The following is a 15,436-nucleotide window of genomic DNA, read 5'->3' as shown; positions in this document are numbered from 1 at the left end:
CCCGTCCCCCCGCCCCCCATCGGCCCCGACGGTCCGGGACACGTGCCGTACGGATACCCCCAGTACCCGGGTCAGCCGGCCTATCAGGGCCACCCGGGCCACGGTCACCAGTTCGCCCCGCACCACGGTGCCCCGGGCTACGGCTGGTCCGGGATGCCGCTCGCGCCGAGCAACGGCATCGGGATCGCCTCGCTCACCCTGGGGATCATCGCGGCGGTCGGGTTCTGTATGTGGCCGTTGTCCATCGTGCTGGGCGTGCTGGGCGTGATCTTCGGTGTGATCGGCCGCGCCAAGGCGGGCCGGGGCGAGGCGACGAATCCTGGGCAGGCCCTGGCCGGGATCATCTGCGGGGCGGCCGGCATCGTCCTGGGCGCGCTCGTGTTCGTCCTCATCGTCGCGGTCTCGGACGACAGCGCCGACGGCCCGGACGTCGCCCCCGTCGACGCCGGCTACTCGGCCTCGTCGGCCGCCGACACGTCACGTTGTCTCTCCTGAGAAGGCCCCGGCGATCACACCAGGGCGGAACGCCCAGCATGGGCGACAACCGGGCGTCACCGTGAGGTGAGGTCCGGAGGAAGCCGGAGGCGGAACTGGGCACCGATGTACAAGCCGCGCAGCGAGCGGCCCCGCCGCGCAGAGGCTTCCGTTTTTCCAGTACGGCGGCGCCGTTGGTGCGTGTGCGGCCCTGCCACCGGAACGGCGGCTTCAGGACCGTGCGTTCGACATATGGCACACGGGGGTGAATCACGGGTCCGTAGGGGCCGGTGGTTGTCCGCCTTCGCCAGAGGCCCTATCGCTCGGCTTTGGGCGTACGGGACATCAGGGCAGCTGCCGCATCGTGGACGGTGGTCGTGCCGTCGATGACGGCCGCAACGACTTCGGTGATGGGCATCTCGACGCTGTGGCGGTGCGCCAGGTCAAGGATTGCGCGGCACGACTTCACACCTTCCGCGGTCTGGCTGGTGGCGGCGGTGGCCTTGGCGACGCTCAGTCCCCGGCCGAGGTGCTCGCCGAAGGTGCGGTTCCGCGAGAGTGGTGAGGAGCACGTTGCGTAGAGGTCTCCGGCGCGGGCGAGGCCGGAGAACGTGAACGGGTCGCCGCCGAGGCGCTCGCCGAGGCGAGCGGTCTCGGCCAGGCCGCGGGTGATGAGCAGAGCTTGCGCGTTGTCACCGAGGCCCATGCCTGTGCCCAGGCCGACCGCGAGGGCGATGACGTTCTTCACGGCGCCGCCGAGCTCGCAGCCGACGACGTCGGTGGTGGTGTAGGGCCGGAAGTAGGGGGTGTGGCAGGCGTCCTGCAAGGCCTTGGCGGCGATCTCGTCAGGGCAGGCGATCACAGAGGCCGCAGGATGGCGGGTGGCGATCTCGCGGGCGAGGTTCGGGCCGGAGATGACCGCGACGCGCTCGGCTGGGATGCCGGTGACCTCGGTGATGACCTCGCTCATACGCAGTCCGCTGTGGGTCTCGATGCCCTTCATGAGACTGACCACCACGGTGTGGGGCCCGATGTGCGGGGCCCAAGCGGCGAGGTTGCCGCGCAGCGACTGTGCCGGGATCGACACCACCACGTACTCGGCGCCCTCCAGGGCCTCGGCAACGTCGATGGTGGCCCGTAGCGCGGCCGGGAGCTCGATACCGTGGAGGTAAGCGGGATTCTCGTGGCGGGTGTTGATCGCGTCGACAATCTCGCCGCGGCGGCCGTGGAGGACGACGTCGTTGCCGGCGTCCGCAAGGACCGCCGCGAACGTCGTGCCCCATGATCCGGCCGAGAGCACCGCAACGCGCATCCCCGGGCCCCTTCTGTCGTGTACTGGTGGACTTGCGGAACCTTATCCGGCGGTGACTGGGGGACGGCGCAAGGTGGCCACCAGCGCGCGGCGCCCGTCGAGGCGGGGCATTACCCGCTGCGCCTCGCCCAGCATGTTCTCCGCCTGGACGTCGCCGAGCTGACGGCGCAGGTCGGCCTCCCGCGCGATCCACAGCCGGTACAGGCGACGCCACATCTCGGGCTCGCCGGGCCGCTCGTCTACGTGCTCGACCTCGGATCCGGCGTCTTCTGCCTGCTCCCGCCACACCTGGTCAGCCTCCCGCCGTACGGCGCGGGTCAGCGCCAGGCGAGCGTCGGGGGCGAGGATGCGGTGCATCTCGCCCAGTACGGCGGCCCGGTCGGCGGCGTTGCTCATCGCGTCAACGCACACCGCGCCGTGCGCGCAGCTGTCCGGCAGACTGGTCGCTTCCATCGTCCTCACCCGGAACTGGGCCCGCTCGGGCGGGACGAAGTGGGACCGGCGCGCGGTGGCGAGTTCGACGGCGGTGGAGGAGATGTCGATGCCGACCAGGCGCACGGCGAGCGCGCGAGCGAGCCACAGGCCCACGCCGCCGGTGCCGCACCCGATGTCGGCGAGGGCCTGGCCTGGCCGCATTCGCAGCCTGCTGACCATCGTGCCGAGGAGGGGCAAGTCGCAGGAGCTGGAAACGGAGCTGTTGCTCTCTGGGCCCCCCGCGCCGGTTGAGGCGCGGAACCTCAAGATCCCGCGGCTGGGTCAGGGACCCTCGTCCTCCACGTCCTCGATGCGGACGACGCTGTTGGGGGCGACGATCCCTGCGACGCCGAGGCCCGCCCAGACGGGCGCGGACTGAGCGGCGAGTTCGGACTTGGACTGCTCCATGGAGTCCTCCTCTCTATGCCGTGAGGTTCTTCTTGCGGAATGGCCCGCCCCGAGCCCTCGGTTGGTCCCTGGAAGAGACCGGGGCGGGTGTCTTGCCACCCGTCCCGCCGCGGTCCTTCCGGGATCCGCGACGGGACGGGCTTGCCACCTCCATCTGGGGCTTCCGTTCCCGGCCGGAGTGGCGCCTTGGGTGCGGCCCTGCCTCGAAGTGGCCGCCAAGGGGGTTGGGTCAGTTCGGTTTCCGAGCCAGCATGAGGGCGAGGACGGGGGCGGCCACAGCCACCACGTACAGGAACAGTCCGCGGATCGATCTCACTGCCGGCCCACCTTCCGTGCACGGAAGGTGGGCCAGTAGCAGGAGCAAGGCCAGGTCCGGCTTCACCAGGTGCGCGTGCTCGTCGTGCGCCCACACCTCCCTGCCGCGTCCCGACATGCTGTGCTCGTACGCGAAAGCCCGCCCCGGCGCTTCGTCAGTGATCAGCCCGTCGCAGTACCGGCAGATGTGCAGCGTCACGGTCACGGGTGATCACCACCCAGGTTCTCCAGGTGCTCGCACAAAGAGCGCGCAGAGCGGGCCAGCCTCAGCAGCACCGACACCCGGAGGAAGAGCGTCTCCCCGGGCCCCAGACGGAGCCGCATGCGGGCCTCTGCGACGGACAACCGAGTACGGTCACGTACTCCGTCGCCCTTCGGTAGGCGGGCAGCCGCCCGCTCGACGGCGGGGATCAGCACATCGAGGTGTCCCCGCAGCTGGAGCCTGAGCGTTTCCATCTCCTCGCCGGACAGCGGGTCTCTCTTGGCGAGCAGCCTGTCCGCCTCCTGTCACACAGGGACGCACAGATCCCGCGCCAGTGCGAGGGCGTCATCGCGCAGCATGCGCGGCCCCGACTTCACCAACTCCGGTAGGGCACTACGAGTGTGGAGGTTGTACTGGATCGTCTCCGGAGACTCCTCGTACGCCTTCTTGAGCAGGGATACGGCGGCTACTGACTCCCCTGACATGCCGTACGCCCGTGCCGTCTCGATCAGGTGGTATGAACGGCGGGTACCAGAGGCCTGCAGCTCTCCAGGGGCCCTACAGCGGCCTCCAGGCCCTCTCGGGAAGCTTTCCGCCTGGGCCTCATCTGCGACCTCTGGAGGAGCTGTTGGGGCCGGTGAGACGGTTCTTGATGTTCGTGCCGCCACGGCGCGGGACGCGCCGTTCGTGCCCTCGGTCTTACCGGGGGCACGAACCAAGGCGTACGCACCGGCCGCCGCACCGAGGTCATCTGGGAGACCGGGGAATGCAAGCGACCGCTGCCTGTTGCCTGTTGCTGGCTGTCCGCTGTCCGGCCCCGTGGACAGCGGCTCGGGTGTCAGTGTGGGTCAGTTGGTGCGGCCTGCTTTGAGGGCTGTTGCTGTTTCGGTGACGTGGCGGCCCTGGTGCGCGGCGGCCTGGAGGGTGGTCTCGCTGGGTGCGCCTTCGCCGACCACGTGTGAAGTGCCGTACGGATTGCCCGACTTGAACTGGACGGGGTCGGTGTAGCCGGGCGGGACGATGATGCCGCCCCAGTGGTAGAACGTGTTCGACAGGGCGAGGATCGTGGATTCCTGGCCGCCGTGCGCGGTGTTCGAGGCGGTGAACGCCGAGTAGACCTTGCCGGCAAGCTTGCCCGGAAACCACAGCGGACCCGTCGTGTCGATGAATGCCCTCAGCTGACTGGCCGGGTTCCCGAACCGGGTCGGCGTCCCGAACAGCACCGCGTCCGCCCACTCCAGATCATCCAGACCCACCTCCGCCACATCCGCGGTCTCCCGCAGATGCTGCGCCCACGCCGGCTTCCCCTCCACCGCCTCCACCGGCGCCGTCTCCGCCACCTTCAACACACGAACCTGCGCACCCGCCTTCTCCGCCCCCTCAGCAACAGCCCGAGCCAGCGAATACACCGTCCCCGTCTGGCTGTAGTACACAATCGCAACATTCACAGATGCCATGAGAAGTGCCTTTCTTGCGGTGATGCCCGGCGCTGTCGAGCGGGCGTGGGTGTTCATCCATGAGGACGACACAGCCCGGCAAGATGTGAGGCGAACGTCCCAGAGAGGCCGGACCCAGGAGACTGACGAGACCGTGACCCACCCGACCGACGCGACCGACCCGTTCGCTTCTTCTGGCGCCTCCTTGTGGGAGAACGATCCCGAACTGGCCACGATCATGAGCAAGCGGCGCCAGCTGCTCAGCATCGGGTACCGCCTGCTCGGCTCCCTGTCGGAGGCCGAGGACGTGGTCCAGGAGGTGTACACCCGGTGGTACGCGCTGTCCCCGCAGGAGCGCAGCGGCATCGACTCCCCCGGCGGTTGGCTGACGACCGTCGTCAGCCGTATCTGCCTGGACCTGCTCGGCTCGGCACGGGCCCGGCGCGAGCGCTACGTGGGGGCCTGGCTCCCGGAACCGCTGCCGGGAAACGCACGGTGGTTCAGCGGGCGCGGTACCGAGGCCGACGTCCCTGATCCCGCGGACCGGGTCGCCCTCGACGAATCGGTCACCATGGCGTTCCTCGTCGTGCTCGACGCGCTGACCCCGGCCGAGCGGGTCGCGTTCGTCCTGCACGACGTCTTCTGCTACCCCTTCGCGGACATCGCCGAGATCGTCGGCCGCTCGCAGGAAGCCTGCCGCCAGTTGGCGTCCTCCGCCCGTCGGCGCGTACGTGCCGCGCGGCCACCAGAGCCCCGGACAACACGTCGCGCCGACGTCGTCAGGGCCTTCAAGCAGGCCTGGCAGGCCCAGGACATCGACGCCCTGCTCGGTGTACTGGCGCCCGAGGCCACGGCCACAGGCGACGGCGGCGGGCGTGTCAGGGCCGAGCTCCGCCCGGTCGAAGGAGCCGAGGCGATCGCCCGCTTCTACGTCCACCGGGCGCGTGCGGCAGCCGGGTTGACGATTCTGGAGCGCACGGTGAACGGCTGTCCGGGTCTGGCGGTCCAGGTCGACGGCGTCATTGTGACCGTGCTGTCGTTCGACATCCGGGATGGTCGGATCACCAGGATCTGGGCCGTGCTCAACCCCGACAAGCTCCGTTCCTGGACGACGAGCCGCCCCGCGGCCGACTGACCCGACGCACGCAGCCGATGTGAACTGGACCGGCTCCGCCTCTCCCGCGGAGCCGCCCGGGACACATCACCCGCCGCGACCTGCGCCTCGGCGACCACGTGATGGTCTACAAGGCGGGCGACATCATCCCGCGCATCGAAGCCCCCGTCGCCCACCTGCGCACCGGCGACGAGACGGAGATCGCCTTCCCGGCCGAGTGCCCGCAGTGCGGCTCCGGCATCGACACCAGCGAGCAGCGCTGGCGGTGCGAGCGCGGCCGCAACTGCCACCTCGTCGCCGCGGTCTCGTACGCCGCGGGCCGCGACCAGCTCGACATCGAGGGTCTCGGGCACTCCCGCGTCATGCAGCGCATCCTCGCACTGACTACCGCAATCTGACACAACGACCACATCGGACAGCCCGTCCTTCGCTCACTGGCTGTCTATGACCACTGACGACAACGCCGGGCAGCGCGTTACGCGCGCTGCCCGGCGTTCGGATTACTCGTCTTGGTTGCCCCTTGCCGACAGGACGGATCCGACCACCGGGGCGAACGGCTCGGGAGCGTACGACCCACGGTCAGAATTCGACGACAGCCCGGAAGAGTGCGGAGTCTGCGGTGGCGAAGTCAGGGGAGGTGGACAGGCGCTGTTGGAAGCGGGGGTCGTTGTCTGCTGTGCGCCATGCGTCGGGACTGTCCCAGTGCGCGATGCTGACCAGCTGGAAGCGAGTGTCCGAGTCCACCGCACGGTGCAGCCGGTTGTCCCGGAAGCCGGGCGCCTTGCTCATCAGCTCTGCGCGGCCGAGCCAGTGCCGCAGGAACTCATCGATCCGCTCGGCGGGCAGCTCGAAGGCATTGACGAAGGTGATTCCCGGCCCTTCGCCCGAGCCGTTTCCCCCTGCGCGGAATTCGGCCGCCACCTCGTACCAGCCGCCGTGCACGGTGGCATAGCCGGCCGCGGTGGCTGCCGACGCGGTGAAGCCGGGATTCGCCAGAGCCTCGCCCCGGGCTTCGATGCTGTCCCAGTGCGCCACATTGACCGGGCCGAGCCGGGACTCCGGGAACAGTCTGCGGTGCAGTCGCGCATCCCGGAAACCGGGGGCAGTGTGGATGAGCCCGACGCGCTCCCTCCAGCGTGCGATGGATTCGTCGATCCGGTCCTCGGGCAGTTCCCACGCGTCGATCAGGGTGATTCCGTTATCAGTCACCGCACCATCGTGAAACCTCAACCACACTTCAGGTCAAGATGATCCGATCACGCTACCCGGGGAGCGACGCAACTATGTGCACGACCCGCCTGCGCATGGCGGGGCTCCTTCGCCACCGGCCGATCCATCCCCCCCTGATTGCCGACCACTGACCCCTTGGAATCGATCATCTAGCCAGGGGACGCCCTGCTTTAGCGGGGTGGGGAATGGCTGGGCTGCTCTGACCTCAACTTGGTGCATTATCTGCAGTGTTCACCTGTATCACCCTTCTGTCGTACTAGACCTGTTGCGTGTATATAGTCATCATGTGACTGTGACCAGGAAGGTTCGCCGGTTCTCCGGCGGTGTGTACGACCTCGGGCTCCACGTGGTGTGGTGTCCGAAGTACCGCCGTCCGGTCCTCGGCGGGCGGGTCGCGGAACGCCTGGATGAGCTGATTCGGGCCAAGGCCGACGAGCGCCGGTGGGAGATCATTGCGCTTGAGGTGATGCCGGACCGCGTACACCTGTTCGTCAAGCATGATCCGAAGTCGTCGGCGTCGTATGTGGCGAACCAGTTCAAAGGCTTCACCTCCCGCGTACTGCGGGAGGAGTTCCCGCACCTGAAGTCGCGGATGCCCACGCTGTGGTCGTCGTCGTACTTCGCCGCCTCGGTCGGCGCAGTCTCGGCGGCCACCGTGGAGAAGTACATCAACACGCAGTGGGAACGCCCCGGGAAGAAGGACAAGGAGGCGCGGGGGTGATACGCGCCTACAAGTTCCTTCTCCGCCCCACCGTCGGTCAGGAAGCCGCGCTGCAGGCGATGCTGGCCGACCACTGCTTCCTCTACAACGGCGCGTTGCAGGAACGCCGTGACGCCTACCGGCACGTCTCCAGGACGAGCATCACGTACGGAGGCCAGTCCGCGCAGCTCAAGGAGATCCGGGCGTTCGACCCAGAGTGTCAGGGCCGCTGGTCGTTCTCCTCGCAGCAGGCCACGCTGCGCCGTCTGGACAAGGCGTTCCAGGCGTTCTTCGGCCGGGTGAAGGCCGGTGAGAAGCCGGGGTACCCGCGCTTCAAGGGCGTCGGGCACTTCGACACGGTGACCTTCCCGAAGGACGGCGACGGCTGCCGGTGGGACTCCACCCCACACGACACCCAGACTCGCTTACGTCTCCAAGGGGTCGGGCATGTCCGCGTCCACCAGCACCGACCCGTGCGCGGACGGGTCAAGACGATCAGCATCAAACGGGAAGGCCGTCGCTGGTACGTGGTGCTTTCCTGTGATGAGGTGCCCGCCGAGCCGCTTCCCGCAACGGGCTGTATCGTCGGCATCGACATGGGCACCGTGCACTTCTTCACCGACTCCCACGGGAACCACGTCGAGAACCCCAGGTTCCTGGAGTCGATGGCCGACGAGCTGACCACAGCCCAGCAGCACCTTGCGACGTTCCCCAGGCGCACCAAGCAGCGCACGAAGAAGCACCGGGCCGCTGCCCGGAAGGTCGCCAAGCTGCACGCCAAGATCCGGCGCCAGCGGGCCGACTACCACCACAAGACCGCGCTCGCCCTGGTCCAGGAACACGACGTGATCGGGCATGAGACGCTGAACACAGCGGGCATGACCAAAGCGCCCGTACCCAAGCCCGACCCTGACAACGGCGGCGCGTTCCTCCCGAACGGTGCCGCCGCGAAGGCCGGGCTCAACCGAAGCATCCTCGACGCGGGTTGGGGACGGTTCCTGTCGATCCTGGCGCAGAAGGCTGAGAGTGCCGCTCGCCGAGTGATCCCCGTGGACGCCCGCAATACCTCCCGCACGTGCCCGCCCGAGATAGGAGGATGCGGGCACGTCGCCAAGGAGAACCGCGTCACCCAAGCAAAGTTCGAGTGCGTCAAGTGCGGCCTGGTGGAGAATGCCGACCGCGTGGGCGCCTTGAACGTCCTGCATAGGGCCGGGCTGGTCCTCTGCGCGGAGGCTTAGCCACCGACGCAGGAAGCCCGCCGCTTCTGCGGTGGGTGGAGTCACCATCCAGTGCTCCGCCGTCCGCGTACTCCACCCCGTCCACCGTGAACGGCGACGGCCACCACTGGCTCAGGCAGCTCGCGCCGATCCGCCCGTCGGGCCGCGGCCGGTGCCCCCAGAAGTGCAGGTACTTGACTCTCGCCCCCGTGCGGACCTCCCTGACCAGGGTGTCCAAAGAATCGATCTTCCCCATGCCGGCGAGTCTGGCACGCACCACTGACAGTCCGTCCCCTGATTTTCGTGCCTGGTCGGCGCCCGGTCGACAGATTCCGTCGCGTAACCAAAAGGCAACAACGGAATCCCTTGTTGAGGTTTTGTCGCTCTGTCAGGATCGGCACTCAAATCGAGCTTGAGCCACGCCGGCCCTCGGACAGGGGACACGGAGGAGAGCCATATGCACAGCCCGGGCACCGCCACCCCCCACCGTTTCCCGGCCCAGGAGCGTTTCCCGGACGGCGCGCAGTTCATCGCGGGCCGCCCACGGAGGGGCACCTCCGGCCGTACCCACGCCGTCGTCGACCCGGCCACCGGCGCCGAGGTGTACACCTACGAGCTCGCCGGCACCGAGGACGTGGACGCCGCCGTCGCCGCGGCCCGCGAGGCCTTCCCGGGCTGGGCCGCCGCCACTCCCGGCGAGCGTTCCGACGCGCTGCACCGCTTCGCCGCCGTCCTCGCCGACCGTGCCGAGGACTTCGCACGCGCCGAGTCGCTCCAGTGCGGGAAGCCGCTGAAGCTGAGCCGTGAGTTCGACGTCCCGGGGACCATCGACAACACCGCCTTCTTCGCGGGGGTCGCCCGGCAGTTGCAGGGGCAGTCCGCCGGCGAGTACTCCGGCGACCACACCTCGTACGTACGCCGGGAGCCCATCGGCGTGGTCGGCTCCATCGCGCCCTGGAACTACCCCCTCCAGATGGCCGCCTGGAAGATCCTCCCGGCGATCGCCGCGGGCAACACGATCGTCCTGAAGCCCGCCGAGCTCACCCCGTTCACCTCCCTCCTCTTCGCCGAGGCCGCCACCGACGCGGGCATCCCGCCCGGCGTCGTCAACATCGTCGCCGGCACCGGCAAGGAGGCCGGCGAGCACCTCGTCGCGCACCCGGACGTGGCCATGACCTCGTTCACCGGGTCCACCGCCGTCGGCAGGCGCGTCGCCGGGATCGCCACGGCGACCGTCAAGCGGATCCACCTGGAACTCGGCGGCAAGGCGCCCTTCGTGGTCTTCGACGACGCCGATCTCGAAGCCGCTGTGCACGGCGCGGTCGCGGGCGCGCTCATCAACACCGGGCAGGACTGCACGGCCGCCACGCGCGCGTATGTGCAACGGCCCCTCTACGAGGAGTTCGTCGCGCGGACCGCCGCCCTGATGGAGACCGTCCGGCTCGGCGACCCGTTCGCGCCGGGCACGGATCTAGGGCCGCTCATCTCGCACAGCCACCGCGACCGGGTGGCGGGTTTCGTCGACCGGGCGCGTGCCCACGCGCGCGTGGTGACCGGTGGAGAGGCTCCGCAGGGAGAGCTCGAGAACGGTGCCTACTACCGGCCCACGGTCATCGCCGACGCCGCCCAGGACAGCGAGATCGTCCAGTCCGAGATCTTCGGGCCCGTCCTCGTCGTCCTGCCCTTCGACACCGACGACGAGGGCATCCGGCTCGCCAACGACACCCCGTACGGCCTCGCCGCCTCCGCCTGGAGCCGGGACGTCTACCGGGCGAACCGCGCCACCCGCGAGATCAGGGCGGGCTGCGTCTGGATCAACGACCACATTCCGATCATCAGCGAGATGCCCCACGGCGGGTATCGGGCGTCCGGCTTCGGCAAGGACATGTCCGTGTACTCGTTCGAGGAATACACGCAGATCAAGCACGTCATGTTCGACAACACGGCGGTCGCCAGGAAGGCCTGGCACCGAACGATCTTCGGGGAGCGGCGGTAGGGGGACGCCACCTGCCGCCGACCACGGCCAAACCTCCCGAAAGGGCACCACGCGTATGGAGCAGTACGAGCCCGACCGGCTGTCCCCGGTCCAACTGGCCGCGATGCGGCGCAGTTTCCTGAGCGGCAGGGCCTCCCTGACCCGCCGTTCGCTGCTGCGCGCCTCCGCGGGAGGCGCTCTCGCGGTCGGTGGCGTCGGGGCGCTGAGCGCCTGCGGTATCCCCCCGGCGGGCAAGAGCCAGGGCGGTGTCTCCGCGGAGGACCACTCGGCCGAGGAGAAGGTCGTCAACTTCTCCAACTGGACCGAGTACATGGACGTGGACGAGAGCGAGAGGCGTCATCCCACGCTCGACCGGTTCACCCGGCGGACCGGCATCAAGGTCAAGTACACCGAGGACATCAACGACAACAACGAGTTCTTCGGCAAGATCAAGCCGCAGCTCGCCGCGGGCCAGGACGCCGGCCGCGACATCATCGTCCTCACCGACTGGCTGGCGGGCCGGCTGATCCGGCTGGGATGGGTCCAGAAACTGGACCCGGCGAACCTGCCGCACGCGTACGCCAACCTGTCCGCCCAGTTCCGCAGCCCCGACTGGGACCCGGGCCGCGCCTACTCGTACCCGTGGCAGGGCATCTCGACCGTCATTGCCTACAACAAGAAGGCGCTCGACGGCATCGAGGTCCGGTCGGTCTCCGACATGCTCGACAATCCCCGGCTCAAGGGGCGCATCGGCTTCCTCTCGGAGATGCGCGACAGCATCGGCATGACCCTGCTCGACATGGGCAAGGACCCGGCGAAGTTCACGGACGACGACTACGACGCGGCGATTGCCCGTCTCCAGAAGGCCGTCGACAAGGGCCAGATCCGCCGCTTCACGGGCAACGACTACACGTCCGACCTCACCAAGGGCGACCTCGCGGCGTGCATCGCCTGGGCCGGAGACGTCGTCCAGCTCAAGGCGGACAGCCCCGACGTCGACTTCGTCATCCCCGACAGCGGCTACCTGACGTCCACCGACAACCTGCTGATCCCCAACAAGGCACGTCACAAGACCAACGCCGAGCGGCTCATCGACTACTACTACGAGCCTCGCCCGGCCGCTGAAGTCGCCGCCTACATCAACTTCGTCTGCCCGGTCGACGGGGTGAAGACGGAGCTGGAGAAGATCGACAAGGACGCGGCGGACAACCCGTTGATCCTTCCGGACAAGGCCATGGCCGCCAAGTCCCGCGCCTTCCGTCTGCTGAGCAGCGAGGAAGAGACGGCGTACGAGGAGAAGTTCGCGAAGCTGACGGGCGCGTGAGCCTCCGGCGGTGCGGTGCGGGTGGTGCTGCTCGCCCCCGCCGCCCCTACTCCATCCCGTCCCTTCCCTGGGGGCTGCCGCCCCCAGACCCCCACTTGTCGGCCTGAACGGCCTTGTCCTCAATCGCCGGACGGGCTGAAAGGCCCCGCGGAACGCCCGACGGTGCGGTGTCCGGGCCCGCTCCGGAACCACAGTCGACCCCGACACCCAGGGACCACACCATGACGAAAGACCACGGCGGCGACGTCCGCCTCTCCGGGATCAGCAAGACCTACGGCTCCTTCGCCGCCGTCCACCCGCTCGACCTCACCGTGCCGGAAGGTTCCTTCTTCGCCCTGCTCGGCGCCTCCGGCTGCGGCAAGACCACCACCCTGCGCATGATCGCCGGTCTGGAGGAACCTTCCTCCGGCACCGTCTCGCTCGGCGAGCAGGACGTGACCCGTCTGCCGCCGCACAAGCGGCCGGTGAACACGGTCTTCCAGTCTTACGCGCTCTTCCCGCACCTCGACATCTTCGAGAACGTCGCCTTCGGGCTGCGCAGGCGCGGCATCAGGTCCGTGACGAAGCAGGTCGACGAGATGCTGGACCTCGTACAGCTCGGGGAACAGGCCCGCAAGAAGCCGCACCAGCTCTCCGGCGGCCAGCAGCAGCGCGTGGCCGTCGCCCGCGCGCTGATCAACCGCCCCAAGGTGCTCCTCCTCGACGAGCCGCTCGGCGCCCTCGACCTCAAGCTGCGGCGCCAGATGCAGCTGGAACTCAAGCGCATCCAGACCGAGGTCGGCATCACCTTCGTCCATGTCACGCACGACCAGGAGGAGGCCATGACGATGGCCGACACGGTCGCCGTGATGAACGCGGGCCGCGTCGAACAACTCGGTTCGCCCACCGACCTCTACGAGAACCCGCGGACCACGTTCGTCGCCAACTTCCTCGGCACCTCGAACCTCATCGAGGCCGAGGTCGACTCGAAGAGCGGCGGCGCCATCGTCCTCAAGGCGGGCGACGGCAAGCTGTCGCTGCCCGAGGCACGCTGTTCCGCGCCCGCCACCACCGGCGGCAGGGTCCTGGTCGGCGTACGGCCCGAGAAGATATCCCTCACCCACGCGGACGACGCCGGCGATGTCCCCGTGGGCCGCAACCGCATCACGGGGAAGATCACCGCGACCAGTTTCATCGGCGTCTCCACGCAGTACGTCGTCGACAGTTCGGTCTGCCCCGAGTTCGCGGTCTACGTCCAGAACATCGACCGCGACCCCCGGCTTGTCCCCGGTGCCGACGTCGTCCTGCACTGGAGCCCGGCCCACACGTTCGGGCTGGACGCTGCCCAGTCCCTGCTTGCCGGGACAGCGGGCTCCGCGGGCGTGGAAACCGTTGAGGAAGAGGCGGCTGTCCGATGACGACCCTCACCGAGGCCGAGGCGCCACCGCCTCCCGCACCGGTCACCCCGACACGGAAGCCCCCGCGCGGACGTGGCCGCCTCGTCCCGTACTGGCTGCTCCTGCCCGGCATCCTCTGGCTGCTCGTCTTCTTCGCGCTGCCGATGATCTACCAGGCCTCCACGTCCGTACAGACGGGCTCCCTGGAGGAGGGCTACAAGGTCACCTGGCACTTCGCGACCTACTGGCACGCCCTGTCCGAGTACTGGCCGCAGTTCCTGCGCTCGGTGCTGTACGCGGGCTCCGCGACGGTCCTGTGCCTGCTGCTGGGCTATCCGCTGGCGTACCTGATCGCGTTCCGTGCGGGCCGCTGGCGCAACCTGATCCTGATTTTGGTGATCGCGCCGTTCTTCACCAGCTTCCTGATCCGCACCCTCGCCTGGAAGACGATCCTCGCCGACGGCGGCCCGGTCGTCGGCGCCCTGAACTCGCTGCACGTCCTGGACGTCACCGGCTGGCTCGGCATCACCGCCGGGGACCGCGTCCTCGCCACACCGCTGGCCGTGGTCTGCGGTCTGACCTACAACTTCCTGCCGTTCATGATCCTGCCGCTCTACACGTCCCTGGAGCGCATCGACGGGCGGCTGCACGAGGCGGCCGGCGACCTGTACGCGACACCGTTCACGACGTTCCGCAAGGTCACCTTCCCGCTGTCGATGCCCGGCGTGGTCTCCGGCACGCTGCTCACCTTCATCCCGGCGAGCGGCGACTACGTGAACGCCGACCTGCTCGGCTCGGCAGACACCCGCATGGTCGGCAACGTCATCCAGACCCAGTTCCTGCGGATCCTGGACTATCCGACGGCCGCCGCCCTTTCCTTCCTTCTCATGGCCGCGATCCTCATCATGGTCACGCTCTACATCCGGAAGTCCGGGACGGAGGATCTGGTTTAAATGGCCTTGCTGCGCTGGACAAAGCGCCATCTCGTCGTCATCGCCGGTCTGCTGACGCTCGGATACCTCCTCCTGCCGAACATCGTCGTCACCGTCTTCTCCTTCAACGAACCGAAGGGCCGCTTCAACTACGAGTGGCAGACGTTCTCCACGGACGCCTGGACCGATCCGTGCGGGGTCGCCGGTCTGTGCGGCTCGCTCTCGATCAGCCTGCAACTCGCGGCCTGGGCCACGCTCGGGGCCACCGTCCTCGGCACGATGATCGCCTTCGCCCTCGTGCGGTACCGCTTCCGCGCGCGCGGGGCCGTCAACTCGCTGATCTTCCTGCCGATGGCGATGCCCGAGGTCGTGATGGCCGCGTCCCTGCTGACCCTGTTCCTCAACCTGGGTGCTCAGTTGGGATTCTGGACGATCCTGATCGCGCACATCATGTTCTGCCTCAGCTTCGTCGTGGTCGCCGTCAAGGCGCGCGTCATGTCGATGGATCCGAGGCTGGAGGAGGCCGCGCGGGACCTGTACGCGGGTCCCGTCCAGACGTTCGTGCGGGTCACCCTGCCCATCGCGGCACCGGGAATCGCCGCGGGCGCGCTGCTCGCCTTCGCGCTCTCCTTCGACGACTTCATCATCACCAATTTCACCGCGGGCTCGACCGTCACGTTCCCCATGTTCGTCTGGGGCTCGGCGCAGCGCGGAACGCCCGTCCAGATCAATGTCATCGGCACGGCCATGTTCGTCGTCGCCGTGCTGTTCGTGCTGGCCGGCATGGTCGTCGGTGGTCGCCGCAAGCGCCAGAAGCCGTAATTCCTCAAGCCCGCGTAGGGAGTTGAAATCATGGCCCCGAGCGCCATGAGCCGTGGACATCGCTGGACGAGATCTCTTTCCGAGGCCCAGCCGGCCCCGTACTGGCTGGACGACCCCGGCAGGCC

Annotated in this window: 17 protein-coding genes and 3 pseudogenes; 11 read left to right on the top strand and 9 right to left on the bottom strand. The window is 68.5% G+C overall.

What is annotated here, in order from left to right:
* Window positions 1-495 (top strand): DUF4190 domain-containing protein (locus FPZ41_RS36995; RefSeq protein WP_228023211.1); only part of this gene is annotated, 495 nt, incomplete at its 5' end.
* Window positions 496-790: 295 nt separating this feature from the next.
* Here the strand turns inward: FPZ41_RS36995 and FPZ41_RS36990 are convergent.
* The 7 genes from FPZ41_RS36990 to wrbA all read right to left on the bottom strand — a co-directional run bounded on the left by FPZ41_RS36990 (window position 791) and on the right by wrbA (window position 4,642).
* Window positions 791-1,786 carry an NAD(P)H-dependent glycerol-3-phosphate dehydrogenase gene (locus FPZ41_RS36990; RefSeq protein WP_152867976.1) on the bottom strand — a complete coding sequence of 332 codons (996 nt, stop codon included), beginning with the start codon at window positions 1,784-1,786 and terminating at the stop codon, window positions 791-793.
* A gap of 42 nt (window positions 1,787-1,828) precedes the next feature.
* Window positions 1,829-2,458 (bottom strand): class I SAM-dependent methyltransferase, encoded by a 630-nt coding sequence (locus FPZ41_RS36985; protein ID WP_265584277.1) that lies wholly within the window; start codon window positions 2,456-2,458, stop codon window positions 1,829-1,831.
* An 84-nt stretch (window positions 2,459-2,542) separates the two neighbouring features.
* Window positions 2,543-2,668 (bottom strand): hypothetical protein, encoded by a 126-nt coding sequence (locus FPZ41_RS49635; protein WP_265584276.1) that lies wholly within the window; start codon window positions 2,666-2,668, stop codon window positions 2,543-2,545.
* 229 nt (window positions 2,669-2,897) lie between these two features.
* The gene (locus FPZ41_RS36980) at window positions 2,898-3,188 is read right to left on the bottom strand and encodes a hypothetical protein (protein ID WP_152867972.1); all 291 of its coding nucleotides are present in this window, start codon (window positions 3,186-3,188) and stop codon (window positions 2,898-2,900) included.
* Window positions 3,185-3,475, bottom strand: a complete 291-nt coding sequence (locus FPZ41_RS36975; RefSeq protein WP_228023214.1) for a DUF6415 family natural product biosynthesis protein — start codon at window positions 3,473-3,475, stop codon at window positions 3,185-3,187. Before FPZ41_RS36975 ends, FPZ41_RS36980 begins: the two co-directional genes overlap by 4 nt.
* A gap of 15 nt (window positions 3,476-3,490) precedes the next feature.
* Window positions 3,491-3,670, bottom strand: coding sequence for a hypothetical protein (locus FPZ41_RS36970; RefSeq protein ID WP_228023210.1), 180 nt, complete (start codon window positions 3,668-3,670; stop codon window positions 3,491-3,493).
* Between the two features lie 363 nt (window positions 3,671-4,033).
* Window positions 4,034-4,642, bottom strand: a complete 609-nt coding sequence (wrbA, locus tag FPZ41_RS36965; protein ID WP_152867978.1) for an NAD(P)H:quinone oxidoreductase — start codon at window positions 4,640-4,642, stop codon at window positions 4,034-4,036.
* A gap of 217 nt (window positions 4,643-4,859) precedes the next feature.
* Here wrbA and sigJ point away from each other — a divergent pair, with 217 nt between their 5' ends.
* The 3 genes and pseudogenes from sigJ to FPZ41_RS50640 form a co-directional block, all read left to right on the top strand.
* Window positions 4,860-5,756 carry an RNA polymerase sigma factor SigJ gene (gene sigJ / locus FPZ41_RS36960; protein ID WP_228023213.1) on the top strand — a complete coding sequence of 299 codons (897 nt, stop codon included), beginning with the start codon at window positions 4,860-4,862 and terminating at the stop codon, window positions 5,754-5,756.
* A 56-nt stretch (window positions 5,757-5,812) separates the two neighbouring features.
* Window positions 5,813-6,109, top strand: a pseudogene (locus tag FPZ41_RS36955) (NAD-dependent DNA ligase LigA); the annotation flags it as partial.
* Window positions 6,089-6,190: pseudogene (locus FPZ41_RS50640) on the top strand (IS982 family transposase); the annotation flags it as partial. The pseudogenes FPZ41_RS36955 and FPZ41_RS50640, both read left to right, overlap by 21 nt.
* A gap of 124 nt (window positions 6,191-6,314) precedes the next feature.
* Here the strand turns inward: FPZ41_RS50640 and FPZ41_RS36950 are convergent.
* Window positions 6,315-6,944, bottom strand: a complete 630-nt coding sequence (locus FPZ41_RS36950; protein WP_322621198.1) for an antibiotic biosynthesis monooxygenase family protein — start codon at window positions 6,942-6,944, stop codon at window positions 6,315-6,317.
* A gap of 313 nt (window positions 6,945-7,257) precedes the next feature.
* Between FPZ41_RS36950 and tnpA the strand changes: the two genes are divergently transcribed.
* Both tnpA and FPZ41_RS36940 read left to right on the top strand, forming a co-directional pair.
* The gene (gene tnpA, locus FPZ41_RS36945; RefSeq protein ID WP_322621197.1) at window positions 7,258-7,686 is read left to right on the top strand and encodes an IS200/IS605 family transposase; all 429 of its coding nucleotides are present in this window, start codon (window positions 7,258-7,260) and stop codon (window positions 7,684-7,686) included.
* Window positions 7,683-8,903, top strand: coding sequence for an RNA-guided endonuclease InsQ/TnpB family protein (locus FPZ41_RS36940; protein WP_322621196.1), 1,221 nt, complete (start codon window positions 7,683-7,685; stop codon window positions 8,901-8,903). Before tnpA ends, FPZ41_RS36940 begins: the two co-directional genes overlap by 4 nt.
* A 42-nt stretch (window positions 8,904-8,945) precedes the next feature.
* On the opposite strand, the pseudogene FPZ41_RS48975 reads toward FPZ41_RS36940, so the two are convergent.
* Window positions 8,946-9,138: pseudogene (locus FPZ41_RS48975) on the bottom strand (DUF1768 domain-containing protein); the annotation flags it as partial.
* 201 nt (window positions 9,139-9,339) lie between these two features.
* Here FPZ41_RS48975 and FPZ41_RS36930 point away from each other — a divergent pair.
* The 5 genes from FPZ41_RS36930 to FPZ41_RS36905 all read left to right on the top strand — a co-directional run bounded on the left by FPZ41_RS36930 (window position 9,340) and on the right by FPZ41_RS36905 (window position 15,311).
* A complete protein-coding gene (locus FPZ41_RS36930) occupies window positions 9,340-10,878 on the top strand; it encodes a gamma-aminobutyraldehyde dehydrogenase (protein WP_152867962.1) in 1,539 nt (512 codons plus the stop codon).
* A 55-nt stretch (window positions 10,879-10,933) separates the two neighbouring features.
* Window positions 10,934-12,181: a polyamine ABC transporter substrate-binding protein gene (locus tag FPZ41_RS36925; protein WP_131572158.1), complete on the top strand. Its 1,248-nt coding sequence runs from the start codon at window positions 10,934-10,936 to the stop codon at window positions 12,179-12,181.
* A 221-nt stretch (window positions 12,182-12,402) separates the two neighbouring features.
* Complete coding sequence (locus tag FPZ41_RS36915; protein ID WP_152867960.1) at window positions 12,403-13,578, top strand: ABC transporter ATP-binding protein; 1,176 nt, start codon at window positions 12,403-12,405, stop codon at window positions 13,576-13,578.
* On the top strand, window positions 13,575-14,510 hold the full coding sequence (locus FPZ41_RS36910) for an ABC transporter permease (protein ID WP_152867958.1): 936 nt from the start codon (window positions 13,575-13,577) through the stop codon (window positions 14,508-14,510). The genes FPZ41_RS36915 and FPZ41_RS36910 overlap by 4 nt, the downstream gene beginning before the upstream one ends.
* Window positions 14,511-15,311, top strand: coding sequence for an ABC transporter permease (locus FPZ41_RS36905; protein WP_152867956.1), 801 nt, complete (start codon window positions 14,511-14,513; stop codon window positions 15,309-15,311).
* Window positions 15,312-15,436 lie beyond the last annotated feature (125 nt).

Origin of the sequence: Streptomyces acidicola, assembly GCF_009377235.1 — a bacterium.
Lineage (GTDB): Bacteria > Actinomycetota > Actinomycetes > Streptomycetales > Streptomycetaceae > Streptomyces > Streptomyces acidicola.
Note: the sequence above shows the minus strand (reverse complement) of the source record. Positions and strands in the feature narration are given on the sequence as shown.

Excerpts from the sequence above, each read along its gene's own strand:
- FPZ41_RS36905 (WP_152867956.1), top strand. The coding sequence starts at position 14,511 with ATGGCCTTGCTGCGCTGGACAAAGCGCCATCTCGTCGTCATCGCCGGT.
- wrbA (WP_152867978.1), bottom strand. The coding sequence starts at position 4,642 with ATGGCATCTGTGAATGTTGCGATTGTGTACTACAGCCAGACGGGGACG.
- FPZ41_RS36990 (WP_152867976.1), bottom strand. The coding sequence starts at position 1,786 with ATGCGCGTTGCGGTGCTCTCGGCCGGATCATGGGGCACGACGTTCGCG.
- FPZ41_RS49635 (WP_265584276.1), bottom strand. The coding sequence starts at position 2,668 with ATGGAGCAGTCCAAGTCCGAACTCGCCGCTCAGTCCGCGCCCGTCTGG.
- FPZ41_RS36910 (WP_152867958.1), top strand. The coding sequence starts at position 13,575 with ATGACGACCCTCACCGAGGCCGAGGCGCCACCGCCTCCCGCACCGGTC.
- sigJ (WP_228023213.1), top strand. The coding sequence starts at position 4,860 with ATGAGCAAGCGGCGCCAGCTGCTCAGCATCGGGTACCGCCTGCTCGGC.
- FPZ41_RS36930 (WP_152867962.1), top strand. The coding sequence starts at position 9,340 with ATGCACAGCCCGGGCACCGCCACCCCCCACCGTTTCCCGGCCCAGGAG.
- FPZ41_RS36925 (WP_131572158.1), top strand. The coding sequence starts at position 10,934 with ATGGAGCAGTACGAGCCCGACCGGCTGTCCCCGGTCCAACTGGCCGCG.
- FPZ41_RS36970 (WP_228023210.1), bottom strand. The coding sequence starts at position 3,670 with ATGTCAGGGGAGTCAGTAGCCGCCGTATCCCTGCTCAAGAAGGCGTAC.
- FPZ41_RS36915 (WP_152867960.1), top strand. The coding sequence starts at position 12,403 with ATGACGAAAGACCACGGCGGCGACGTCCGCCTCTCCGGGATCAGCAAG.